Origin of the sequence: Myroides sp. DF42-4-2 (assembly GCF_030326445.1) — a bacterium.
Classification (GTDB): Bacteria; Bacteroidota; Bacteroidia; order Flavobacteriales; family Flavobacteriaceae; genus Flavobacterium.
This window is the reverse complement of record NZ_JACAKI010000013.1, coordinates 22983-46991: the sequence shown is the minus strand read 5'-3', so window position 1 is coordinate 46991 and position 24009 is coordinate 22983. Positions and strand designations below refer to the sequence as shown.

Sequence of the window (24009 nt, the reverse complement as noted above, 5' to 3'; positions counted from 1 at the left end):
AACAAGATCCAAAGAAAAGTCTTTGAACATTGGCGTGATGGATTAGTTGCTCGCTTTACCTCATCTAGTTTATATTTTGTTTGGGTATTCGATGAATTTTGTTATTCGGCTTTCGGCTTTTTTTTGTGTTCTACTCATAAAAAATGCCCCAAAAAGTGTCAAACTTTTTGGGGCATTTTGGGTAGATCTTCTATTTCTGAGCCTTATCAATGTGAGTTTGGATGATGTTCCAGTCGTAATAATGAAACACCTTGCCATTACTCATCATCACTAACATGCCTTTAGGAAATTTGGGATCCAGTGGCACAGAGGTTATTTCCAAACCATCGCATTCAATTGCTGCTACGGGAATGGTTGTGATTAGTTGATGTTGATGCGGATTTGTCGGTTCCCCTTCTCTTGGGTAAACCAGAATGGAATTGTCCTGTTGATTGGATAGGACGATATATCCCGTTGTTGCATCCTTTTTGTAGATAGCAATTCCTTCATGATCGCGTTTGGCATCCCCTTTTACAAAGAAAGCCAGTTCTTCGTTCCCCTTTACAGGGTCTGCATAATACTTGCGCACTCCTGCGGTTTCATCGGAATAGTAGACATAACCCAACTCTTGATCTACTGCTATGGCTTCAATTTCTTTCTTTCCGCTATACGCACCAAATTTACGCGCTAGTTTCAGTTCTATCTTTCCCTCTTCATTTGCTGCAAACGCATATTGCCACAAGTATTCATTCACAGGACCATTTTTACGGCCTACAATAGCGTAAAACACGGGGGTTTCACTGTCTTTTTTGGTATAGAGTGAAATCCCCATTGGTTCATTGTATTCTTCTGCTGTTTCTCCTTCAAACACTTTTAATCCTCCTCCATCAATAGGCGTTAATTCGGGTAGTTTAAAAATTCGAATGGCATTGGCCTTGCGCTCGGTGACTACTGCAATGTCAATGGTATCGTTTTTATAGGGGAAGTTGTAGGCAATATCCACGTTATTTGGACGAGCCATATCCGTGTATTTAGCCACAATCTTTCCTTCTAAATCAAAGGCGTATAATCCACCGCCTTTTTCTTTATCTGTTCCGATGATCAAGCGTTGGCTTTGATCTTTGTTATTGATCCAAATAGCGGGATCATCGGTATCAAACACGGTTTGTTCTGTAACCACTAGGGGTTGAATCGCATGGGGTGAAACGGGAGCTAATTTGTCTTTACACCCAGTGAGTAAAGTCAAACTCAATATAAAATAGATGGCTTGTGCTTTCATTAATTTTTCTTTTTTATCGTGTGTGTATAAATAACTTCTGCCTGTTGTGTTGTCGCTTTTACTACTTGAACGGTTAATTCGTCTTCTGCGATAGAAAAAGCCATAAATCCTGGTTCTGCAGCAGCAAAAATGGTGTGTTCCATAGTACCAGAAGGGCGAACTTCACTTGCAGCACCAGACAGGAATTGGGTGGTATAGCGCTCTTTTGGTTTAATGATTTGCAAATCGTGTTCATGACCACAGATATAGGCATCTACGCGATGGCGATCAAAGAAATCGGCAAATTTCTGTTCAAATCCCTGGGTATCTTTATTTACTCTTCGCTTGCCACCACTGTACATTGGATGATGTCCCACAACAACCTTCCATTGCACATCTGCATCCGCCTGCCCTAGGGTTTCTTCCAGCCACTGCATCTGTTTAGCTGTATCTTGCTCAAGCAAATCGCCATATTTTGCACTCTTGCGGTAATTGTCAATAAACGGATTAGTATCCATCACCACCAACAGTAGTTTTTTTCCATTTTCTAATGTAAACGTTTTGCTGTAATAGCGATCAGGCATATTCCAGCGTCTGCTAACTTGGGTATAATCTAGTTGCGCTTGCACATTGCCCAAGTAATCGTGATTGCCCAAAGCGACATACCAATTGGCGTATAAGGAAGGATTGGTGTACACCTGTTCAAAAGAGGAAATCCAATGATAATCTTGCGTACTCGCTACGCCATTGGGGTAAAAATTATCCCCTACGGAAACGATAAATTCTCCATCGAGAACCACCATGGCATTTCCCAATTCACGAGCCACCTCTTTTTGGTAGTAATCGCCTACACGACCAAAATCTCCTAAAACTAAGAAATTAAAACTATCCTCTTGATAGTTTAAACCTGGAATATTACGTCCGGAATACCCCGTACTTTTTTCGTATTCAAAAGGAGTTTGTGCCTGTGCTAGTCCCGTGAAACTAAGTAAAAATAAAGTGTAAAGTATTTTCTTCATGTGTTGTAAAATAAAAAATTACAGCCAATAGAAGTATTCGCTGTAATTTATTTTTTGTGTATGCTTTATATTATAAATCAAATTTAATTCCCAATGTAAATTTTGGTTGGTAGTATTCCATTTGTTTTACGCGATTACTCACGCCTTGGTAGTATCTCAACGGTTGATTCGTCAGGTTATTTGCTTCGGCAAATACGCGCATATACTTGGTAATTTTGTAAGAAGCATTAGCATCTAAGAACAATTGTTTGTCGTAATAGCTATCTTCAAAACTATCTCCGCCTAAGGCATCCAAGTAATCAGATGAATAGTTCAATGAGATACGCGCAGAAAAGCGCTCATTTTCCCACGATAGTGATCCGTTAAACATATGAGGAGCTGATCCTGGCAATTCCATGTTTTTTCGCACTTCCCCATCGGCATTGGTAATTCCCTTTGCTTCTGAATGTGTATAGGTATAGTTTACATAAACGCCCAACCCTTTAAAGAATTTTCCAGGGATGAAATCAAGTTGTCTTTGAAAAGCCACCTCAACACCAAAGAGATTCACTTGATCTCCATTGCGCTGTTGGGTAAACTTCCACTTATCTCCTGCTTTGATTGGATTTACTTGGTCAGGGAAAGTCGTCTCAAAGTTTTCTCTGGTAAACGAATCTGAGTGATAGGTGTAAATAAAGTCATTTAAGTTTTTGTAAAACACGCCTGCAGAGAACATCCCTACCGATTCGAAATACTTTTCTGCCATTAGATCGAAGTTATAGGCATAGGTTGCTTTTAGATCTGGATTTCCAGCAGCCACCATATTATCTTGAGAGATCACGCTAATATAAGGGGCTAATGCATAATAATCAGGTCTTGCTAAGGCGGTCGTAAAAGCCGCTCTATAAATCCAATCCTGATCCGTGGTGTATTTAAAGGTCAAACTTGGCATGACGTTGGTATAGCTGTTGGTGTTGTTTACCTCCCCTACTAAATCGCTTTCATCTACGATGTGATTTCCGGTATAATCAATACTTGTATGCTCTACACGTGCACCAACAATCATCGACAGTTTTTCGTTGAAATCTTGATCCCAACGGATATAACCTGCGTAGATTTTTTCTTTGGCTTTGTAATTCAAGGCTAGATATTCTTCCGGTTTGGCTTCTTTTTCAAATAAAGTCGCATTGTTCAAATCTAATCCTCCTAGGTATTCCTTGGTTGCAAAATACCCTGGCACATACTTACTACCGGCTTGAAACTTAGCTCCATCGTAGTAATTGTGAGGTACTTCCGATAGGTTTCCAATCGAATTAGGTTCAATTGGCGTATACTCGTAGAACATATTATCGCGTTCTTTGTCTTTTAAGCGCAAGCGACCACCAAAACGCAAGCGTCCTTTTTGATCTTCAATTACAGAAAACGGAATTCTAAAATTCAATTTTGCGCCAAACTCACTGTCTTTTGTGAAATTGTGGTTTTCTGTTAGCTTTCTAAAGCTGAAGTTTTCTGGTGTATCTTTAGCAGCTGTGATTAAAGGATAATCTCCGTTAGACAAGTCCTCTACCATAGCTACTTTTTTGTTTTGGAAGTCCAAGTAGCGCTCTCCTGGACGATCTTCGGATGCACGGGAATAGTTCACGGACCAATCCATATCTAAGTTACTCGACCACAAATGCTCTCCACTCAACGCATAGTGCTGTACGCGTTGGTCTTCTAATCGCGTATTCTTATTTCGGCTGTTGTCAATTCCCCCTTTTGTTTCTCTGCGGATATCTCCTTTGTATCCCACAATATTGTTTTCCGCATCGTATTCGGGTGTAATACTTCTATAACGCACACGGTATCTGTTTTCTCTATCATCTCTCCAGTTGTACATCGCACTGGCATAAATCGTGTGGTTGTCGTTAATTTTGTAGTCAAAAGCTCCGGAAAAACTGCGGCGCACGCGTTGAACATCGTATTTTCTGATGTCGTACTCACTGATATACACCTTGTCGTGTTCATCTTGACTCCAAACGGCTTCTACGTTGTCCGATCCAAAGTTATTGCTGTTGTACGATCCGCTTACTATCATTCCCAATTTAGAATCTAAGAAACGATTGCCATAAACAAAACTACCAATGTAGTTGCCTTTCTCACGGATAGGATTATATCCTCCTGCAACGGTAGCAGAAATGCGCTCTCCATAAGGGGATGCACGGGTAATTAAATCAACAGATCCTCCAATAGCATCTGCATCCATATCGGGAGTTAGGGTTTTATTTACTTCTACAGAAGAAATCATATCTGACGGAATTAAATCCATCTGTACGTTTCGATTATCTCCTTCTGCTGATGGAATGCGATCTCCATTTAGGGTTACGGAATTTAAACTAGCTGCTAATCCGCGAATCACGATGTTACGGGCTTCTCCTTGGTCATTCTGCATGGTGATTCCCGGTACGCGTTTTAACGCATCTCCAATATTGGAATCGGGAAAACGCCCCACTTGATCGGCTGAAATAACATTAGTTACATTGGCGTTGTTCTTCTGTTGGTTTAACGCCTTAGCCTGTCCTTTCAAACGGTCTCCAATGATAACAATCCCTTCTAAGGTTTGAATATCAGTAGACAAACTCAAATTGACTACGGTATTTTGTCCTGCAACTACCTCAACCTCTTGTTCAATTGGTGCATACCCCATATAACTAACCGATAAGGTATACGCACCCCCTGGTATATTTAAAAATTCAAAGTAACCATTGGTATTGCTAATCGTGTATTGTTTTCCATCATTCAACAATACAGCTGCGCCGGGAAGTGAGCTCATATCTGTAGCATCAATAACGCGTCCGGACACAATACCGTGTTTTTTATCCCCTTGCTGCGCGTGTAAGGTCCAAGCCAAACAAAGAGTAAAAAAGAATAAGAAGTACTTTACTTTCATAATCATAATCTTAAATAGTTTTGAACAAACTTAGTCCACCCCCTATGAAAGGGCGTTTCTATATTGTTATGATTGTGTTTTGGTTTTGCTTCTTATGTTAAGAATGGGTTGCTCGTTGCTCGTTGCTCGTTGCTCTTTGCTCGTTGCTCGTTGCTCTTTGCTCGTCGTTCGTTGCTCTTTGCTCGTTGTAAAGCACAATTATCTTACAAACGAAGAGACAGTAAACAAAAAAAGAGGTTACGCTTGGCATAACCTCTTTTTATTTCGTAAAATCAAATTTTACATTTGACTTTCTTCTAACTGCTGTTTTTTAGCTTTCTTCTCTTTTAAAAACTCAATTGTTCCTCCAGTTGCCCAGTAGCAAGCGAATCCAATCAAGAATATTAAAAGCCAAAACGCCATTGTAATAACGGTCATGGCAACGATGAAACCTAAATACTGTTGAAATTCAAACATTTTATTCCGGATTTTTTTGTATACGTCCCAAATATACATCCTTTTCTTGATTTGACAATAGCCCTCATTTTATTTTACCCCTTCTTTAGAATCAAACTAAATAATTCAGTATCTTTAAGGTAATTTTAAATACAAATCACATCATGGACTATAGAATAGAAAAAGACACCTTAGGTGAAGTACAAGTACCCAAAGACAACTATTGGGGAGCACAAACAGAGCGTTCGAGAAACAATTTCAAAATTGGCCCTGAAGGATCCATGCCTCATGAAATTATCGAAGCTTTTGCTTATTTAAAAAAGGCTGCGGCATATGCTAACTTCGATTTAGGTGTATTAAACCAAGAAAAAAGGGATGCAATTGCTCAAGTATGTGATGAAATTATTGCAGGTAAACTAGACGATCAGTTTCCGTTGGTTATTTGGCAAACGGGATCGGGAACTCAATCCAATATGAATGTCAATGAAGTCATTGCCAATCGCGCACAGGTTTTAGCTGGGTTTGCTATTGGAGAAGGAGAACCCGTACTCAAAGCCAATGACGATGTCAACAAATCCCAATCGTCTAACGATACGTATCCAACCGCAATGCATATTGCGGCCTATAAAGCGGTTGTTGAATCTACCATTCCAGGGGTTACCCAGCTCAAAAACACCTTGGCTGCTAAGGCAAAAGCGTATAAAGATGTCGTTAAAATTGGACGTACGCACTTAATGGACGCCACACCTCTAACGTTAGGACAAGAGATTTCGGGCTATGTTGCTCAATTAGAACACGGATTAAAAGCGTTAAACAATACCTTAGCTCACCTTGCTGAATTGGCTTTGGGAGGTACGGCTGTAGGAACGGGATTAAACACCCCAACCAACTACGACGTAGTCGTTGCTAAACACATAGCTGATTTTACAAAACTGCCTTTTGTTACGGCTCCAAATAAATTTGAAGCGCTTGCTGCTCATGATGCTATCGTAGAAACGCATGGTGCCTTAAAACAACTAGCGGTATCTCTATACAAAATCGCCAATGACATTCGCATGTTAGCTTCAGGTCCGCGTTCGGGAATTGGTGAGATTATCATTCCTGCCAATGAACCTGGTTCGTCTATTATGCCTGGAAAAGTAAATCCAACGCAATGTGAAGCCTTAACCATGGTAGCCGCTCAAGTATTAGGAAATGATGTAACCATCTCCTTTAGTGGTACACAAGGACAATATGAATTGAACGTATTCAAACCTGTAATGGCAGCTAATTTTATTCAATCGGCAAAACTAATCGGCGATGCTTGTGTTTCTTTTGATGAACACTGTGCACAGGGAATTGAACCCAACCACAAACGCATTCAAGAACTCGTAGACAACTCCTTGATGTTAGTTACAGCACTCAATACAAAAATTGGCTACTATAAAGCCGCTGAAATCGCTCAAACCGCACATGAAAATGGAACTACACTAAAAGAAGAAGCCGTTCGATTGGGCTATGTTACCCCGGAAGACTTTGACCTTTGGGTAGATCCGAAAAAAATGATTGGTGAGTAGTGAGTGGACACTATCAAACCGGACGAACCTCACAACGAGCAAACCGCGCATTATTAGTGATGAGACAATGAGAAGGAAATTATCTGAATAAATATTCCATCAAACCAGGCGAACCTCACAACGAGTAAACCGTGCATTTTCAAATACAAGCAGTGGTAGAAAAATCTACCACTGCTTTTTTTATCGTCAACTTCTAAAACCTATTTCGTATAAAAAAGAAAAACTTTTCCCCAAAGTCATTCAAATTACAACTAAAACAAGCCATTACAAGCTAAGCTTTTGGATTTTGGAATAAAATGTGTTGTAGTAGCTGTATTCCTATATTACAACAATCTATTGCTAAAAAGACTTTGCTCATATAATACGATGGCAGTATTGGAAACAACTGTAAATGCTGTTGTAAGCGTTAGGACATCTAAGTTGTATGAGCTTTATCCTTCCTAAATTACAACAATATGAGTACAAAACCCCACACCCAAGTACGATCAACTGATCAGTACAATGCAACGCTTCTACAAGAGCTCGTTGACCTCCACACCAACTTTACCTCTTATGCACAAAGCATTAATGAACTGTTTTACTACTATGTACAACACTGTACAGACAAAGGAGAAGATCTCTTTTTGGACGCATCGGATGTACACCGCATCCTACAAGTAATCAATCTGTTGCAACAATTGAAAGAACCTGTGAAGTAAGTTAACTTAGCTAATAAAATCAAAAAAGCAGTAGCGAATGCTTCGCTACTGCTTTTGTTATCTTAAAATTAAATTAATTACTTTGAATAGAAAAAACGATCGTCAACACCGTTCCCTTCATGATCAAGAACATATACATATTCACCAATTTCTTCTCCTTTTTTATCTTGAAGTGAAAGAAACACTTCAATCGTATATTCAATTGTATTTTCATGAAACCAAAAAAGCTCAATTGCTTTATTTACCATTTTGATATCGGTAAAACAAATTCCAAGATCGTTTATGAGTTCCTCTTCTACATATTTATTATCAGGAATATTTATTAAATATAGGAACCCATCACGTGCTTCTTCATAAAGTTTTAGCATTTCTTCTGCACTAGACATCTTAAAAAAATTTCTATTATTCATCCTTTCTATTACTAAAAGTCTATTTTTGTATTAATCGTAAATTTCAAAAAAATAAAATTCATTATTTATATAATTTCCTTCCATATCTTCAAAGTATTTAAACTCCGCTAACAAAATGTCATTTTTTCCTAAAAAATAAATAGTCACACAAACTTTATAAACTTTATAATCTAGTTCAGACCAAATTAAAGTTATTCGCGAATTTTTAAAATGTATTTCATCGATATTAGCCAAGTACTTAGAATCTATTTCTTGTATTATTTTCTCAAAATTAACTGGCAGTTTTATCCAATTGTCAATAAAATTCTGAGCCTTTGCATACAAAATTCTCATCTCTTCTATATTCATCTATTTATTTTTTTTATTTGTCATAGGTATTTCAAAAAATATATATCCATTCGCATTCGCGTTACCATAAATACGAAGGTCTTTAGATTTTTCACCCATCATCTTCAACTTGTAAGAGTAACCTGTTTGCTGTGCCTCTGATGCTGTTAATCATATAATTCCTGAATGTCCTTTAGGAGGGACTACACCTTTAGCAATAGCTCTTGATATGTCTTTCTGAACTGTTTTATCATAGGACTTATACACTGATCTCTTAACCCAACCTGTTGCTCCTTTTACAGGTGTAGAAAACTTGTTTACAGGAATTACTCCGATCACTGCCCATGAAAAATCTACACCACTCATTGGATTACCATTTAAATCAGCTCCAGTAAATAATCCATAAACAAGATCTAAGCCTGACTTAGTAGGCAACCAATCATTTATATTATCAACAACCCTATAAGTTAAATCTAATGCATCACCACTACCATCACCCCCATACAATTTTCCTTCACTATTTCGGCCTTTGGGTTTATCTTGTTCCAAACCATCCGCCCCCATATGCAACACATGATTCAATCCACTGGTAATCAATCCTTGTCGCATGCCTTGCCAAAAATCACCGCCTGCAATAGTTGAAGAAATACCACCTGATAAACCACCACTGGCTATCATGACTGCTTTGGTTTGACTAAGTTACACAAAAAAAGCAGGGCAGCTATCCTTATTGTCCGTTGACAATTTCGTATAAAAAAGAAAAACTTATCTCTAAAGTCATTCAAATTACAACTAAAACAAGCCATTACAAGCTAAGCTAGTTAGTTTTGGAATAAAATGTGTAGTAACATTTGTATTCCTAAACAATAACATCATGACTCTAAAAAATAGTTCACCCGTTTGGTAAGGTGACAGTATTGGAAACAACTGTAACGCTGTTATTGGCGTAGGACACCTAATCTAGACGGGTTTCTATACTCCTAAACAATAACAATATGAGTACAAAACCCCACACTCAAGTACGATCAACTGATCAGTACAATGCGACGCTTTTACAAGAGCTCGTTGACCTCCACACCAACTTTACCTCTTATGCACAAAGCATTAATGAACTGTTTTACTACTATGTACAACACTGTACAGACAAAGGAGAAGATCTCTTTTTGGACGCATCGGATGTACACCGCATCCTGCAAGTAGTAAGCTTATTGCAACAATTAAAAGAGCCTGTGCAATAAAGGAACTTACCTAAAAAAATCAAAAAAGCAGTAACGAATAGTTCGCTACTGCTTTTGTTTATATTTTATTTTTTATTAATGAGAAAGATGCTCTACATCTTCGGGTTTGTGTTTGTATTTGAAAATAATCGCGAATAAGATAGTCACAACTAAAGAGAACAACGCAAAAATAATCCACGAATGTCTCCATCCTTCCACTTGCAATAGCAAATCATCTTGACTATACACATAGTGATTTACTACGGCTTGAGCTAAGAACATTCCGATGGTTGCACCAAAACCATTGGTCATCATCATGAATACCCCTTGAGCAGAAGAGCGAATGTCTTCACTAGTTTCATTGTCGACATATAAAGACCCTGATACGTTGAAGAAGTCGAAAGCAATTCCGTACACAATCATCGACAAGATAAACATCCAAACACCACTTCCTGGATCACCTAATCCGAATAAACCGAAACGCAACACCCAAGCGACCATCGACATTAGCATAACCACTTTAATTCCAAAGCGTTTTAAGAAGAACGGAATTAACAAAATACACAGGGTTTCTGAGATTTGCGAAAGAGAGATTAGCGCATTGGCATTACTCGCTCCCCAGGTATCTGCATATTCAGGAATATTTTTAAAGGTCGTGATAAACGGGTTGGCATAGCCGTTGGTAATTTGAAGAGATACCCCTAATAACATAGAGAAAATGAAGAAAATAGCCATTTTCTTTTGTTTGAATAATGCAAAAGCCTTTAATCCAAAAGCATCGGCAAGGGTTCGTTTTTCTCCTGATTTATTTACTGGACAATGGGGTAAAGAGAAGCTGTATAAAAACAGGACTACTCCTAAAAATCCAGAGACGTAAAACTGGTGATAATCTTGTTGAAAACTGACAAAATCAGGGCTGCTACTAAAGTTAAAACCAAGGCTATCACCGGTATAACCAAAGAAGTTCACAAAGAGCATGGCGATGATAAAACCGATGGTCCCAAAGGTACGAATGGGAGGAAAGGCTTTTATGACATCCAGCTGATTTTGTTTAAGCACCGTATAGGCGGTGGAGTTAGACAGGGCAATGGTCGGCATAAAGAAAGCCACACTAATGCTGTATAACGTAAAGATGGTTGCAAAATCTACATTGCTTCCTGATACATAGCCGTAGTATCCGGTTGCGAACATAAAAATAGCCGCTAATAAGTGGTTGATTCCCAACAAGCGTTGCACGGGAATCCAACGATCTGCCACGATCCCCATAATAGCAGGCATAAATATTGACACAATTCCTTGCATCGCATAAAACGAACCGATTTTAGGTCCTAAGCCTATAGAACCTAAATAGTTTCCCATAGACGTTAGATACGCTCCCCAAACGGCAAATTCGAGGAAATTCATACCCGTTAGTTTCAATTTTACATTCATAGTTTTATCTTGTAAGTGGTAGAAATACGCCTATAGATAATAAGATGATCTAAGGACGAATTTCCACAGATCATATTAAATTCTCTCTTTTACTAATTGTAGGATTAGGTCAAACTGTTCTTCTCGGGATAAGTTTGAGTTATCGACTTCTACAGCATCATCGGCTTTTACTAAAGGCGAGTCTTGGCGAGAAGTGTCGATTTGATCGCGTTCTATTACGTTGTGCAAGACGTCTTCATATACCACCTTACTATCTTTCTCTTGTAATTCTTTGAAGCGACGTTGGGCGCGAATTTCTGGAGAAGCAGTCATAAATATTTTCAATTCTGCATCGGGAAAAACAACAGTTCCAATATCTCGACCATCCATTACAACGCCTTTTGATTTACCGAGGATTTGTTGTTGTTCGACTAATTTTTTTCTCACTTCTGAAACGGCAGCAATTTGGCTTACAAACTGAGAAACCTCCAAGGTACGGATGAGTTCTTCTACATTTTCTTGGTTGAGATAGATATCGGCATATCCTTTGGCTACATTGTATTCAAAGTGTAGATCGAAGGTGTCTAATAGCTCTACTAACCTTGCTTGATCAAAGTTTTTGGCAGAGATTAGACCTTTGCGCATGGCAAAAAGCGTCACGGCGCGATACATGGCACCCGTATCAATATAGATATAACCTAATGATTTGGCTAGTGCTTTGGCTAACGTACTTTTTCCTGTCGAGGAAAAACCGTCAATCGCTATAGTTATCTTTTTCAAATTTGAAAAATTTACAATTAATTCATATCAAAACGAACACCAAACATACTTGTGTTTGCTGCCGAGGTTTGGCGTGCATAAGAATAGTCGAATTTAAAGCGTTTGAGTTGTAAACCCACGCCCGCAGTTATCCCTGCGAAATGTCGATTGTCGACAATGCGCAATTCCTCTCCTTTTCGGAAGTTATAGCCTAAACGGACTTGAAACTTCTTTTGTGGAAAGAGTTCTACTCCAACAATGAAATGTCGTAGTGCATTATTAAAGAAACTGACCTTTTCTTCTTTGAATTCTTCGTCTATAGACGTAGTGCCCCTATTGGGGTTTGAAAAGGACAAATCCCATTGTTGTAAATTATCTATTGTAATGTGCCAGCGCAAAGGTACGTTTTCTAATTCTTTCGAAACAGAAATTGCGACATCTAATGGCAATTTTTCTCGATAATCGGCATAGGTTTTTAGCTGAGCCCCCATATTTCGAATGGTGAAGGCAAAATCCCACTTGCCAATTTCATCTTTATACAGCACCCCTAAGTCAATTGCTGCCCCAATAGATTGATAGGATTCCAACGAGGAAAAAACGAATTTGACATTTGCTCCTATATACCAATCGGATTGCTCAATTTGATAGGACGAACCCGCAGTGAGCGCAACTTCATTACCGTGAAAGTTTCCAGTATAAGTCCCAAACTCATCATAGCCTTCCATATCCCCATAGTTGATGAAATTCACTCCTACGAATAGATTTCGCTTGGATCGAAAGGTTTTTGTATAGCCCAAAGAACCGTAGTTAGCCACGCCATACACCCGACTAAAACTCGCATCTACCTGGTTAGCCATCGATTCATTTATACTCGCAGGATTCCAAAATACTTGACTGACGCTGTTAGAAGAAGCAAAGTTTTTTCCTCCAAGTGCTGCCTGCACAGGCGAAGAGGGTAAATTCAAAAACTGATAGGTATAATCAGCCCCCACTTGGCTATAGTTTTTATGCGATAGCAAGCAGAGTATGGTGACTCCCATCCACAATAATGAATTCCTCATGAGCAGTTGATATTACGTCGCTAATATATTACATTTTCAAAAACAATGCTAAAAAAGGATATATTGCCGGCGGACTTCTGCTTGTCTTTTTTTTAGTCGCATACGATGTATCGATTTTACCCCATAAAAAAAGCAGTAGTACATTTTATTATACTACTGCTCTTTTGTTTATTTTAGGAAAATGACCGTTCGTTTTATGCTTTTTCTACGGTGAATTTCTTTGCTTTCTTCACCTTTTCATCTAGTAAGGCAATTTTCAACACTTCATCCATGCGATCCACATAATGGAAAGTCAATCCTTTGATATAGTCCTCTTTAATCTCTTCAATATCTTTTCTATTGTCTTTACACAAAATAATTTCTTTGATATTGGCGCGTTTTGCCGCTAGAATCTTTTCTTTAATTCCCCCTACTGGCAATACTTTACCTCTCAAGGTAATTTCTCCTGTCATGGCTAAGTTTTTCTTTACTTTGCGCTGTGTAAAGGAGGATACCATAGACGTTAACATGGTAATACCTGCACTTGGTCCATCTTTGGGTGTAGCCCCTTCTGGCACGTGAATATGGATTTTATAGTGGTCAAATACATCGGAGGAAATTCCCCATTCATCTGCATGTGCTTTGATGTACTCTAAGGCGATGGTTGCTGATTCTTTCATTACCGTACCTAAATTACCCGTAATACTCAGTCCCCCTTTGCCTTTAGAGACAATGGATTCAATATATAAAATATCTCCTCCAACACTCGTCCAAGCTAAACCAGTTACCACACCAGCTACGTCGTTATTTTCGTATTTATCCGCTTCAAATCGAGGCGTTCCCAGTATTTTTTGGATATCTTCTTCAGTTACCTTAGGATTAAATTCTTCTTCCATTACAATGCTTTTGGCAATGCCTCTAGCCACATGCGCTAGTTGTTTATTCAATCCACGTACGCCGGACTCGCGCGTATAATGAGTGACAATAAACTCCATTTGCTTTTTGCCAATCACCAAATCTTTTGCTGTTAAACCGTGCTCTTCCAATTGTTTAGGCAACAAATGCTGTCTTCCGATTTCCACTTTTTCTTCAATCGTATAACCTGTCATCTCAATGATTTCCATACGGTCTCTCAAGGCAGGTTGAATCGTAGACAAGCTGTTAGAGGTAGCGATAAACATCACTTTAGACAAGTCGTATCCCATTTCGAGGAAGTTGTCGTAGAAGTCGCTGTTTTGTTCTGGATCGAGCACTTCTAACAAAGCAGATGATGGATCTCCATTGTTGCTTACCGACAATTTATCAATCTCATCGAGCAAGAATACAGGGTTTGACGTTCCTGCTTTTTTCAAACTTTGGATGATACGCCCTGGCATTGCGCCAATATAGGTTTTACGGTGTCCTCTAATTTCTGCTTCGTCTCGCAATCCTCCTAAAGAAATGCGTACATATTCTCTACCTAACGCTTTGGCAATAGACTTTCCAATAGAAGTCTTTCCAACACCTGGAGGTCCGTATAAACACAAAATAGGAGCTTTTAAATCATTGCGCAGTTTTAAAACGGCCATGTGTTCAATTACTCTTTTCTTGACATCTTCAATGCCATAGTGATCTTTATCTAGAATTTTTTGAGATCGCTTGAGATCAAACTTATCTTCAGAATATTTTTGCCAAGGCAGCTCTAACAAAAGCTCTAAGTAATTGCGTTGAATACCAAATTCAGCCACCTGAGGATTCATGCGTTGCCATTTCATCAATTCCTTTTCAAAACGCTCACGCACCTCTTTGGTCCATTTTTTCTCCTTGGCTTTTTTGCGCATTTCTTCAAATTCCTCTTCATTGGAAAATCCACCCAATTCTTCTTGAATGGTTTTCATTTGCTGATGTAGGAAATACTCCTTTTGTTGCTGATCTAAGTCAATACGCACTTTGGATTGAATCGTGTTTTTCAACTGTAACTTTTGCAGTTCCACATTCATCAAACGCAAGGTTTCGTACGCACGAGCTTTTAAATCATTGATGCGCAACAATTGCTGTTTGTCTTCTACCGTTAAGTTTAGGTTGGAAGACACAAAGTTGATCAAGAACGAATTGCTCTCGATATTCTTCACGGCAAAAGAAGCCTCTGTAGGGATATTTGGATTTTCTCTTATGATTTCAACAGCGAGTTCTTTGATCGAATCTACAACAGCTAAGAATTCTTGATCATCCGCTTGTGGTCGTATTTCATCACATTCTTTTACGCTTGCCGTTAGGTAAGGTTTCTCACTAACAAGTTCTACAATTTCAAAGCGCTTTTTTCCTTGTAGAATAACGGTAACGTTTCCATCAGGTAGTTTCAATACCTTAATGATACGCGCCACAGTACCTTGGTGGTGAATATCTTGTATACTAGGATCTTCTGTATCTTCGTTTAGTTGAGCAACAACTCCAATGCTTTTGCCTTTTTTATTTGCTGCTTCAATCAATTTGATCGACTTATCTCTTCCCGCTGTAATTGGAATAACAACGCCAGGAAATAAAACCATATTACGCAAAGGCAAAATCGGCAATTCTACTGGGAGTTCTTCGTTATTCATTTCCTCTTCGTCTTCTTGACTTAACAAAGGAATGAATTCAGAATCACCATCTAAGAAATCATCAAGCATCAAATTATCTAATGTTATTATTTTTTGGTTTGCCATATTATAAATATCACGTCATTTTGTCAGTAACCCCAATTTCACTATTGACTACAAAAACCATAAGTCTCTAGTAATCAGCAAAAGTAGCTACATATTAGTTTCATACTACACTAGTAGTTCAATCTTTATGCCATAAAAAAACCTTGCTTTATGCAAGGTCTTCTGTCAGTTATTTATCGCTATTGGATTACAATTCAATCGGTCCTCCACCTTCACCTGGTCCAGGGCCAGGTCCTGGCGTTACCACTTCTTTTAACGAAATATCAGCGCTAAAGTCGCCAAAATTTAAAGTCAGCACACGTCCGTCTTTTGATTTTAACTTAAATGTAAATTTACCCTTATAGGTAGCGCGATTAGGGATACCTGGTAATGTTCCTATTTGTTCTATTTTCAACACACTTTCGGCTAAGCTTTGATCTTCTGCATTCGAAAAGTACTTCACTCCATTTTCAGAAATGTACTCTACTTGTACTTGATCGTACTTATAGTTACCTACAGCAGCTTCTTTTGGGAAGCTAAACTTAATCGCTCTTTTGCGCATCGGTTTACTTTCAGCTGCGATAACTACTCTACCGTCAACAACATCTCCTTTGGCATCTGAGACAACCATTAAATCATTAATATCGTTGCCATTCAAGCTCGCATATACGAATCCGTATTCGCTAATTAAACCTATTCTTTTATATGGTATATTTTTAAACTCTCCTGAAACGGTAAACGTTCTCATTCCACTTTGATTCAGCGGTGAAGGCACCATTGCACTACTAAATGTTCCACTTACGAGCATGGACTCTTTATCAATCTTAGAGATTTTAATCATTCCATTATTTCGTCTAGGATCATTTGGATCTAAGGAACTAAAAGTGTCATAGGTAACCTCTCCAGTGCGCAACATATATTCAATCACGTTTAAATTGGTTGGAAAATTCCCTTCTTGGAATCGCAATAAAGTAAATCCAAATATGTGATTTCCCCCTTCAATATCATCCATTAGTAAACGAAACTCTCCGTTTGCATCTAAGGTAGCTATAAACTTTTCCGTTTCAATACGCGTTGTATCTGGCAAAGTTAGGGAAACATAAGTAGGTCCTTTATATGAAGGGTCGCTAGAAAAATCGTTATCATCTGAACTACTACAAGATGACAACAAACCTCCTCCGATTGTCAACAAACTTAAACCAATTAATATTGAATAAAATTTCTTCATGATTTTACATTCTAATTACAATTCCAAATATATAGATTTTAATATATTTTAAAACTTTTTTAACAAAAAAAAATTAACATAAACCTCCCTTTCTACTTCTTCTTCTCTTTTACACGCAATAACAGAAAAAAACCAACGATAAAAAATAAAATAAGGAATAAAATCGCATTTTGCATTTTCCCTGTTATATCGCTAATTAAACCGTAGACAAACATCCCTAGGACGATTCCTATTTTTTCTGTTACGTCATAAAAACTAAAAAACGATGTTGTGTCTGTTGTTTGGGGCAATAACTTAGCATAGGTAGAACGAGAGAGCGATTGTATTCCCCCCATTACTAATCCGACAAAAGCGGCTGCGATGTAAAACTCGTTGGGCGTGATAATCGTATAAGCATAGATGCAGATAAAAACCCACAGTACATTTAGCACACATAGGGTATAAATATTGCCTATGCGCTTAGACAAGCTTGAAGTAGCAAAAGCCCCAACAATAGCGATTAATTGGATTAACATAATACTCAGTATTAACCCCATACTGCGTTGTTGATCATCGGCCCATGCTATTTCTTTTTCACCAAAAAAGGCGGCGATGATCATTACGGTTTGCACGGCCATACTATAAACAAAAAAGGCAGCCAAATAGCGTTTTAAAACGGTGTGTTCTCCAAGGATACCCCACACTTTTTTCAACTCTTTAAAACCTTTGAAGAAAATACCGCTAGTCAGTTTTTTGTCGTTTTTAAAGTCTGGGAGTTTGCGAAAGGTAATTTGACTAAAGGCAATCCACCAAACTCCTACTAATATAAAGGAAGCGCGCATGGCTTGTGTTGCATCTTCAAAGCCCAACTTTTCGGCATTCATCACCAAGCCAAGATTTAGAATTAGTAAGAGTACACTCCCAATATACCCCAGGGCATATCCTTTGGCACTAATGCGATCTTGTTGTTCTTCGAAAGCGATATCAGGCAAATAGGAATTATAAAAAACTAAACTGCCCCAAAAGCCAATTAAGCCCATCATATAGATAAACAAGCTCAAACCAAAATAATCTAAACTAAAGAAATACAGCAGCATACAAGATACAGCTCCAATACCGCAAAAAAGCTTCATAAAAAACTTTTTTGTACCGAGATAATCTGCGATTCCCGACAATAAAGGGGAAATAAAGGCAATGATTAAAAAACCAATAGCTGTAACATAGCTGATAATACTTTCGCTATTCATTTCAATTCCAAAAAAGGAATAGCGATCAATTTCTCTTGCTCGAAACAACATTCCGTAATACAGAGGAAAGATAGAAGAAGATATAACTAGGGCATAAACTGAATTAGCCCAATCGTAAAAGGCCCAAGCATTTAATAGCTTAGGATTCCCTTTTTCAAAATTTTTCATGCTACAATCTAAATAATCCACTAAAATAGAAAAAAGCAATCGGTGTCGATTGCTTTTTCTTATTTATTTTAAAAGGTTACGCCAAATTTAGCGGCTTCTGCTTTTGCAGCTGGGATCAGCTTTTTCAAATCGTCAATGCGCTGTTGATTTGACGGGTGCGTACTAGTAAAGGACGATCCTCCTCCTCCCCCGCTATTGGCCGCCATACGACTCCAAAAAGCAACAGCTTCCTCGGGATTGTAGCCTGCAATAGCCATTAATGTCAGCCCTATCTTATCCGCTTCACTTTCATTGCTTCTGCTAAAAGGCAACATTACACCGTACTGGCTTCCTAAACCAAAAGCCATACCTAACGCTTGTTTGGTTGATTCTTTACTCCCTGAAGTAGCGACATCCAACCCCATGGCAGCCGCTTGTTGTAACATAGCGGCACTTACGCGTTGCTGCCCGTGATTCGCCAAAGCGTGTGATACCTCGTGCCCCATTACCGTAGCAATACCCGCATCCGTTTTGCAAATTGGCAAAATTCCAGTAAAAAATACAATCTTACCTCCTGGCATACACCATGCATTCACCTCTTTATCATCGACCAAATTGTACTCCCATCGATAATCATCTAAATACTTCGGATACCCATTAGCCGTTAACCACTTTTCTGCGGCAATGCGAATTTTGTTGCCAATATCCTCAATGCGCTTTGCATCTGCCGTCCCTTTAATGACTTTGTGTTCCTTCAAAAAATCGTTATACTGCTGAAAAGACGACGGAAACAACGAAGCATCCGAAACAAATGCCATGGTGCTTTTTCCACTAAACGGGTTTGTCTTACACCCCGTTAACAAAAGGATTACTCCCAAGGATAGTGCTATTTTTCTCATATTTTTTTTATTCAAAATTAAAATTATTCTCTTAGGTTTCACTGCGTTTTACTTTTTGTTTTTTTAGGGATGTATTTTTTACTTCTTCCCTCTTTTTGATCTAGTAATCAAGTTTTCATAAGAAAAAACTATAATTTACACAGAAAGCCAAGCAAAAACAAAAGTAAAAAACACCCGATAATCAGCCAACAAAAAAACGGGAGTGCTGAAGTAAACAATATCTTTTTAATATTTTGTACTTTTGTTTGAAATGCTTTTCACTAATGCAAGACAATTCTAAAAAGGTAAAACGCTCATTAGAAGTACCTAAATCAATCATATGGACCGGGAAGTTTTTACAATTTTTTTCCCAATCTTTAGCGGCAAAATTTGCGCAGAATCTCTTTATTACACCGATTAAATTCAAAACCCCAAAGAGGGAAAAAGAGATGCTGACCAAGAGCAAGAAAAATAAGTTGTTTGTACCAGCAATCAAAAAAGACATTGTGGTATACGAATACGGCATCAATAAAAAAGCCAATAAAAAAGCGCTTTTAATTCATGGTTGGAACGGACGAGGCACCCAATTGGTTACCATTGCCAATATTTTAATTCGTCAAGGCTATGACATTGTCAGTTTTGATGCACCTGGTCATGGTTTTGCGCCAAAAACGAAAACAAATTTGACGGAGTTTATTGCTTCTGCCTTTGAAATCGAAAAACAATTTGGTGCATTTGACCTCATTGTCGGGCATTCTTTAGGGGGCATGACAACGATGAATGCCTTGCGCGACGGGCTACAAGCCAAACAAGCAGTCATTATTGGCAGTGGAGACGTAGTAGAAGACGTCATTGAAGATTTTGTCAAGCAAATTCAACTCAAACCCCAAATTGCCGATATAATTAAAAAGCGCTTTGAAAAACAATTTAACCGCACAATGGATAGTTACTGCGTCCACAAAGCCGCAGAAGCCATCCAAATTCCCTTGTTGATTATACACGATGAGGACGATATAGATGTTCCAATCAAAGCGGCTTACCAAATTAAGAAGCACGCGCCAAACAGTCAGTTGATGGTAACAACTGGACTAGGACACCGCAAAGTATTAGGTGATAAAAAAGTAATTGAACGCATTCGCGATTTCACACAAGAAACCCATTAATACCACAGAAAAATGAAAAAAGACAAACATACCACAGCAGAAGAATGGAAAGAAATACTAACCCCTGAAGAATTCTACGTTCTGAGAGAAAAAGGAACAGAGCGCCCTTTTACAGGCGAATACAATGATTTTTATGAAGCAGGACACTATGTCTGTGCGGGTTGCGGTCAGGTTTTGTTTGATTCAACCACCAAATTCAATTCGCATTGTGGTTGGCCTTCGTTTGACCAAGCAATAGAGGGTAGCGTAACTTATATTAAAGATTTATCTCATGGCATGGTCCGCGTAGAAGTAGTTTGTTCGAATTGTCAGGGACATTTAGGCCATGTTTTTCCCGATGGTCCACAAGATACAACGGGACACCGTTATTGCATCAACTCCATTTCAATTAAACATCAAAAATAAAGGAATTCCTAGGTTCAAAATAAGGGGTTCCTTATTTTGAACTAATACAATAGTTGTACTTCTTTTAGGGCAAAGGATACCATAGCCTCCTCTTCAGTTTCCACCACTAATTTACCGTGGCGGGTAACATCGCGTATAATACCGTTAAACCGCTTTCCTTCCGGTATTTCAAAGACAGAAACTACATCTTTTCGAAATAGACAAGCTTTGTACTTTTCCCATAAAACGTCTACATCACCTGCTTCTAACACGGCAAATCCAATGGCCAATTCACTCAGAATAGACTGCAGTAGCTCTTCTTTGCTGATCACCCCTCCTGTTAATATACCCAGCGAACTCGCTTTGCTCATTTTTGGAAAATGCTGTTGATTACCGTTGATTCCAATTCCAACAATCGAACATACATTACCCTGCGATTTGAGAATGTTTTCGATCAATATGCCACCAATTTTCTTATTACAAGACAAAATGTCATTTGGCCATTTGACAAAAAATGGCAGATTATACATTTTTTTTAAAGCGTGAATAACAGCCAAAGCAACCATAACATTAAGATCAAAAATACCTTGCATCGACACAGGAGTTGTTTTCAACAACACACTAAAGGTCAGGTTACTACCCGCTTCAGATAGCCAATCCGACCCGCGCTGCCCCCTACCTGCAAATTGATTTTCAGTCACAACCGTGGTGAAATTTTCTAAATCACAAGTTGTTAACAAATTCTTTAAATAGGTATTTGTAGATGCAGTGGCATCGAGTTTGATAATATTCATATAAAATTATTGTAGTCTAATCAGAAGCGATTCACTATATTTGAACCCAAAATTAGGAAACATATTTTTGTTAACTTGAAGAAATTTAGATAAAATCAATAAATGACAAACAAAACTATCAACAACGACGAATTGATTGCTAATATTATCAAAGGAATTGAAGCTGTAAAGGGGGAAAACACAACAATTTTAGATTTACGAGAAATAGATAACACACCTTGTGATTACTTCATTATATGTGATGGGAACTCTAATACACAGGTCAATGCGATCGCGGGTTCTGTCCAAAAAATTGTATCAAAAGAATTACACGACAAACCTTGGCATGTTGAAGGCGAGATAAATGCTGAGTGGATATTGATGGACTACATTAATGTTGTAGTACACGTATTCCAAAAATCAATTCGCGAATTCTACAACTTAGAAAGTTTGTGGGGAGACGCAAAGATTACGACTATCAACAGCCAATATTAAACTTAAAATTTATTCTTCATGGCGGGAAACATAAAACCGAACCAAAACAAACCCAAATTTAGCCCGTGGATTTTATACGTGAGCATTGTGGTTATCGTATTGGTTATAAACTTTTTATCGAACGGAAGTGGTGTTGGAGATTCCAAACAACTGAGTCTTTCTAAATTTTTCGATTACCTGAAAGAAGGTAAAGTGGAGAAAGTAGAATTTAATCGTTCTGTTGCTAAGGTATATTTGACAAAAGACGCTTTACAAAGCAAAGATTTTGAAGAGTTACAACGCAAGTCAATCTTAGGAAAAGAAAGTACAGGACCACAGTTTGTAACTGAAATCGGTAACTCTGAGATTTTCCAAAAGAAATTAGATGAGGCTGCTGGAGAAGGCAAACTTCTGGAATATAAATCTGAAGCTGAGAGCAATTGGGGAGACATTTTCATTAGTTTCTTACCGATCATCATTATCATTGGATTCTGGTTATTCATGATGAAAAGAATGACTAGTGGCGGTGGTGCTGGCGGTGGCGGACAGATTTTCTCTATTGGAAAATCGAAAGCAAAACTCTTCGATGAAAAGAATGACATTAAAGTAACGTTTAGTGACGTTGCTGGATTAGAAGGAGCTAAAGAAGAAATTGTAGAAATCGTAGAGTTCTTAAAGAACCCAGAAAAATACACCTCTATCGGAGGTAAGATTCCAAAAGGAGCGCTTTTAGTAGGTCCTCCAGGAACAGGAAAAACACTATTGGCTAAGGCAGTAGCAGGAGAAGCTAAAGTTCCTTTCTTTTCACTTTCAGGTTCTGATTTCGTGGAAATGTTCGTAGGAGTTGGGGCATCTCGTGTTCGCGACTTGTTTAAGCAAGCCAAAGAAAAATCACCAGCCATTATCTTTATTGATGAGATTGACGCTGTGGGTAGAGCACGTGGAAAAAGCAATTTCTCTGGGTCAAACGACGAGAGAGAAAACACATTAAACCAATTATTGACGGAAATGGACGGTTTTGGTTCGCATACCAATGTTATTGTATTAGCAGCGACAAACCGTGCGGAAATCCTAGATAAAGCACTTTTACGTGCTGGACGATTTGACAGACAAATTTATGTTGATCTTCCAGACGTTAAAGAAAGAGAAGCAATCTTCAACGTACACTTGCGCAACATTAAGCGCGTTGACAACTTAGATATCGACTTCTTAGCAAAACAAACACCTGGATTCTCAGGTGCAGATATTGCTAACGTTTGTAACGAGGCTGCTCTAACTGCAGCGCGTAAAGACAAAAAAGAAGTAGATATGCAAGACTTCTTGGATGCTGTTGACCGAATTATTGGTGGTTTAGAAAAGAAAAACAAAATCATTACAGTAGAAGAGAAATACGCCATTGCGATACACGAAGCTGGTCACGCTACCGTAAGCTGGATGTGTGAACACGCGGCTCCACTAGTAAAAGTAACCATTGTACCACGTGGACAAAGCTTAGGTGCTGCTTGGTACTTACCAGCAGAAAGACAAATCGTTCGCACGGAACAAATGCTAGACGAAATGTGTGCGACCATGGGAGGACGTGCAGCAGAGAAAATTGTATTTGACAAAATCTCTACAGGTGCGTTAAGCGACCTTGAAAAAGTAGCTAAACAAGCACGTGCTATGGTGACCATTTACGGATTGAACGAAAAACTCGGAAACATTACCTATTACGATTCATCTGGTCAAAGTGAATACAACTTTAGCAAACCTTATTCTGAAGATACTGCCAAGGTGATTGACGAAGAGATTTCGAAGTTAATTGAAGGACAATACGAACGTGCACAAGCCATTTTGACTGAACACAAAGACAAGTTGATCCAATTAGCAGATTTACTTTGCGAAAAAGAGGTGATTTTCCAACAAGATCTAGAAAATATCTTTGGTAAACGACCTTTCGATCAGCCCGAAACGGTAGAAAACACAATTCAACCTCAATCGGATACAGAAGAAACAATCGCTTAATCAAGCAATCGATAAGAATCTATATAAAAATCTTAACTTAAAGACTCATTTAA

Annotated in this window: 22 protein-coding genes; 7 read left to right on the top strand and 15 right to left on the bottom strand. The window is 38.4% G+C overall.

What is annotated here, in order from left to right; genetic code table 11:
- Window positions 1-190 precede the first annotated feature (190 nt).
- From HX062_RS10695 to HX062_RS10680, 4 genes are all read right to left on the bottom strand, one after another.
- Window positions 191-1258 (bottom strand): phytase, encoded by a 1068-nt coding sequence (locus HX062_RS10695; RefSeq protein ID WP_286467390.1) that lies wholly within the window; start codon window positions 1256-1258, stop codon window positions 191-193.
- Window positions 1258-2256 carry a metallophosphoesterase gene (locus tag HX062_RS10690; protein ID WP_286467389.1) on the bottom strand — a complete coding sequence of 333 codons (999 nt, stop codon included), beginning with the start codon at window positions 2254-2256 and terminating at the stop codon, window positions 1258-1260. Before HX062_RS10690 ends, HX062_RS10695 begins: the two co-directional genes overlap by 1 nt.
- Before the next feature lie 70 nt (window positions 2257-2326).
- A complete protein-coding gene (locus tag HX062_RS10685; RefSeq protein WP_286467388.1) occupies window positions 2327-5164 on the bottom strand; it encodes a TonB-dependent receptor in 2838 nt (945 codons plus the stop codon).
- Window positions 5165-5443: 279 nt separating this feature from the next.
- A complete protein-coding gene (locus HX062_RS10680) occupies window positions 5444-5620 on the bottom strand; it encodes a hypothetical protein (RefSeq protein WP_182625717.1) in 177 nt (58 codons plus the stop codon).
- A 143-nt stretch (window positions 5621-5763) separates the two neighbouring features.
- Here HX062_RS10680 and fumC point away from each other — a divergent pair, with 143 nt between their 5' ends.
- Both fumC and HX062_RS10670 read left to right on the top strand, forming a co-directional pair.
- Window positions 5764-7155, top strand: a complete 1392-nt coding sequence (fumC, locus tag HX062_RS10675; protein WP_182625716.1) for a class II fumarate hydratase — start codon at window positions 5764-5766, stop codon at window positions 7153-7155.
- Window positions 7156-7610: 455 nt separating this feature from the next.
- Window positions 7611-7853: a hypothetical protein gene (locus tag HX062_RS10670; protein ID WP_286467387.1), complete on the top strand. Its 243-nt coding sequence runs from the start codon at window positions 7611-7613 to the stop codon at window positions 7851-7853.
- 77 nt (window positions 7854-7930) lie between these two features.
- Here the strand turns inward: HX062_RS10670 and HX062_RS10665 are convergent, their stop codons facing one another.
- From HX062_RS10665 to HX062_RS10655, 3 genes are all read right to left on the bottom strand, one after another.
- A complete protein-coding gene (locus HX062_RS10665) occupies window positions 7931-8239 on the bottom strand; it encodes a hypothetical protein (RefSeq protein ID WP_182625713.1) in 309 nt (102 codons plus the stop codon).
- A gap of 54 nt (window positions 8240-8293) precedes the next feature.
- Entirely contained in the window at window positions 8294-8611 is a 318-nt protein-coding gene (locus HX062_RS10660) for a hypothetical protein (RefSeq protein WP_182625712.1), read from the bottom strand.
- Between the two features lie 150 nt (window positions 8612-8761).
- Window positions 8762-9268: a hypothetical protein gene (locus HX062_RS10655; RefSeq protein WP_286467385.1), complete on the bottom strand. Its 507-nt coding sequence runs from the start codon at window positions 9266-9268 to the stop codon at window positions 8762-8764.
- Between the two features lie 317 nt (window positions 9269-9585).
- Between HX062_RS10655 and HX062_RS10650 the strand changes: the two genes are divergently transcribed.
- The gene (locus HX062_RS10650; RefSeq protein WP_286467383.1) at window positions 9586-9828 is read left to right on the top strand and encodes a hypothetical protein; all 243 of its coding nucleotides are present in this window, start codon (window positions 9586-9588) and stop codon (window positions 9826-9828) included.
- Between the two features lie 75 nt (window positions 9829-9903).
- Here HX062_RS10650 and HX062_RS10645 read toward each other — a convergent pair whose 3' ends face one another.
- The 7 genes from HX062_RS10645 to HX062_RS10615 form a co-directional block, all read right to left on the bottom strand.
- Window positions 9904-11238: an MFS transporter gene (locus tag HX062_RS10645; RefSeq protein ID WP_286467382.1), complete on the bottom strand. Its 1335-nt coding sequence runs from the start codon at window positions 11236-11238 to the stop codon at window positions 9904-9906.
- A 75-nt stretch (window positions 11239-11313) separates the two neighbouring features.
- The gene (gene cmk / locus HX062_RS10640) at window positions 11314-11997 is read right to left on the bottom strand and encodes a (d)CMP kinase (RefSeq protein ID WP_286467381.1); all 684 of its coding nucleotides are present in this window, start codon (window positions 11995-11997) and stop codon (window positions 11314-11316) included.
- Between the two features lie 17 nt (window positions 11998-12014).
- Entirely contained in the window at window positions 12015-13037 is a 1023-nt protein-coding gene (gene porQ / locus HX062_RS10635) for a type IX secretion system protein PorQ (protein ID WP_182625707.1), read from the bottom strand.
- A gap of 194 nt (window positions 13038-13231) precedes the next feature.
- On the bottom strand, window positions 13232-15700 hold the full coding sequence (lon, locus tag HX062_RS10630; protein ID WP_286467379.1) for an endopeptidase La: 2469 nt from the start codon (window positions 15698-15700) through the stop codon (window positions 13232-13234).
- Between the two features lie 187 nt (window positions 15701-15887).
- Window positions 15888-16907 carry a hypothetical protein gene (locus tag HX062_RS10625; RefSeq protein ID WP_182625705.1) on the bottom strand — a complete coding sequence of 340 codons (1020 nt, stop codon included), beginning with the start codon at window positions 16905-16907 and terminating at the stop codon, window positions 15888-15890.
- 92 nt (window positions 16908-16999) lie between these two features.
- Window positions 17000-18301, bottom strand: coding sequence for an MFS transporter (locus tag HX062_RS10620; protein WP_182625704.1), 1302 nt, complete (start codon window positions 18299-18301; stop codon window positions 17000-17002).
- A gap of 68 nt (window positions 18302-18369) precedes the next feature.
- On the bottom strand, window positions 18370-19179 hold the full coding sequence (locus tag HX062_RS10615; RefSeq protein ID WP_182625703.1) for a M48 family metalloprotease: 810 nt from the start codon (window positions 19177-19179) through the stop codon (window positions 18370-18372).
- Window positions 19180-19442: 263 nt separating this feature from the next.
- Here HX062_RS10615 and HX062_RS10610 point away from each other — a divergent pair, with 263 nt between their 5' ends.
- The gene (locus HX062_RS10610; RefSeq protein ID WP_286467378.1) at window positions 19443-20321 is read left to right on the top strand and encodes an alpha/beta hydrolase; all 879 of its coding nucleotides are present in this window, start codon (window positions 19443-19445) and stop codon (window positions 20319-20321) included.
- A gap of 12 nt (window positions 20322-20333) precedes the next feature.
- Complete coding sequence (msrB, locus tag HX062_RS10605; protein WP_182625701.1) at window positions 20334-20726, top strand: peptide-methionine (R)-S-oxide reductase MsrB; 393 nt, start codon at window positions 20334-20336, stop codon at window positions 20724-20726.
- Window positions 20727-20767: 41 nt separating this feature from the next.
- Here msrB and HX062_RS10600 read toward each other — a convergent pair whose 3' ends face one another.
- The gene (locus tag HX062_RS10600; RefSeq protein ID WP_286467377.1) at window positions 20768-21499 is read right to left on the bottom strand and encodes a biotin--[acetyl-CoA-carboxylase] ligase; all 732 of its coding nucleotides are present in this window, start codon (window positions 21497-21499) and stop codon (window positions 20768-20770) included.
- A gap of 102 nt (window positions 21500-21601) precedes the next feature.
- On the opposite strand from HX062_RS10600, the gene rsfS reads away from it, so the two are divergent.
- Together rsfS and ftsH are read left to right on the top strand one after the other, a co-directional pair.
- A complete protein-coding gene (gene rsfS, locus HX062_RS10595) occupies window positions 21602-21973 on the top strand; it encodes a ribosome silencing factor (RefSeq protein WP_182625699.1) in 372 nt (123 codons plus the stop codon).
- A gap of 18 nt (window positions 21974-21991) precedes the next feature.
- Window positions 21992-23956, top strand: a complete 1965-nt coding sequence (ftsH, locus tag HX062_RS10590) for an ATP-dependent zinc metalloprotease FtsH (RefSeq protein ID WP_286467376.1) — start codon at window positions 21992-21994, stop codon at window positions 23954-23956.
- Window positions 23957-24009 lie beyond the last annotated feature (53 nt).

What these genes read in the sequence shown, in the direction of transcription:
- HX062_RS10650 (WP_286467383.1), top strand. Translation starts at nt 9,586, where the DNA reads ATGAGTACAAAACCCCACACTCAAGTACGATCAACTGATCAGTACAAT.
- fumC (WP_182625716.1), top strand. Translation starts at nt 5,764, where the DNA reads ATGGACTATAGAATAGAAAAAGACACCTTAGGTGAAGTACAAGTACCC.
- rsfS (WP_182625699.1), top strand. Translation starts at nt 21,602, where the DNA reads ATGACAAACAAAACTATCAACAACGACGAATTGATTGCTAATATTATC.
- HX062_RS10600 (WP_286467377.1), bottom strand. Translation starts at nt 21,499, where the DNA reads ATGAATATTATCAAACTCGATGCCACTGCATCTACAAATACCTATTTA.
- HX062_RS10625 (WP_182625705.1), bottom strand. Translation starts at nt 16,907, where the DNA reads ATGAAGAAATTTTATTCAATATTAATTGGTTTAAGTTTGTTGACAATC.
- ftsH (WP_286467376.1), top strand. Translation starts at nt 21,992, where the DNA reads ATGGCGGGAAACATAAAACCGAACCAAAACAAACCCAAATTTAGCCCG.
- porQ (WP_182625707.1), bottom strand. Translation starts at nt 13,037, where the DNA reads ATGAGGAATTCATTATTGTGGATGGGAGTCACCATACTCTGCTTGCTA.
- HX062_RS10645 (WP_286467382.1), bottom strand. Translation starts at nt 11,238, where the DNA reads ATGAATGTAAAATTGAAACTAACGGGTATGAATTTCCTCGAATTTGCC.
- msrB (WP_182625701.1), top strand. Translation starts at nt 20,334, where the DNA reads ATGAAAAAAGACAAACATACCACAGCAGAAGAATGGAAAGAAATACTA.
- HX062_RS10695 (WP_286467390.1), bottom strand. Translation starts at nt 1,258, where the DNA reads ATGAAAGCACAAGCCATCTATTTTATATTGAGTTTGACTTTACTCACT.
- lon (WP_286467379.1), bottom strand. Translation starts at nt 15,700, where the DNA reads ATGGCAAACCAAAAAATAATAACATTAGATAATTTGATGCTTGATGAT.
- HX062_RS10655 (WP_286467385.1), bottom strand. Translation starts at nt 9,268, where the DNA reads ATGATAGCCAGTGGTGGTTTATCAGGTGGTATTTCTTCAACTATTGCA.
- HX062_RS10610 (WP_286467378.1), top strand. Translation starts at nt 19,443, where the DNA reads ATGCAAGACAATTCTAAAAAGGTAAAACGCTCATTAGAAGTACCTAAA.
- HX062_RS10620 (WP_182625704.1), bottom strand. Translation starts at nt 18,301, where the DNA reads ATGAAAAATTTTGAAAAAGGGAATCCTAAGCTATTAAATGCTTGGGCC.
- HX062_RS10685 (WP_286467388.1), bottom strand. Translation starts at nt 5,164, where the DNA reads ATGAAAGTAAAGTACTTCTTATTCTTTTTTACTCTTTGTTTGGCTTGG.
- HX062_RS10660 (WP_182625712.1), bottom strand. Translation starts at nt 8,611, where the DNA reads ATGAATATAGAAGAGATGAGAATTTTGTATGCAAAGGCTCAGAATTTT.
- HX062_RS10665 (WP_182625713.1), bottom strand. Translation starts at nt 8,239, where the DNA reads ATGTCTAGTGCAGAAGAAATGCTAAAACTTTATGAAGAAGCACGTGAT.
- HX062_RS10670 (WP_286467387.1), top strand. Translation starts at nt 7,611, where the DNA reads ATGAGTACAAAACCCCACACCCAAGTACGATCAACTGATCAGTACAAT.
- HX062_RS10690 (WP_286467389.1), bottom strand. Translation starts at nt 2,256, where the DNA reads ATGAAGAAAATACTTTACACTTTATTTTTACTTAGTTTCACGGGACTA.
- HX062_RS10680 (WP_182625717.1), bottom strand. Translation starts at nt 5,620, where the DNA reads ATGTTTGAATTTCAACAGTATTTAGGTTTCATCGTTGCCATGACCGTT.
- HX062_RS10615 (WP_182625703.1), bottom strand. Translation starts at nt 19,179, where the DNA reads ATGAGAAAAATAGCACTATCCTTGGGAGTAATCCTTTTGTTAACGGGG.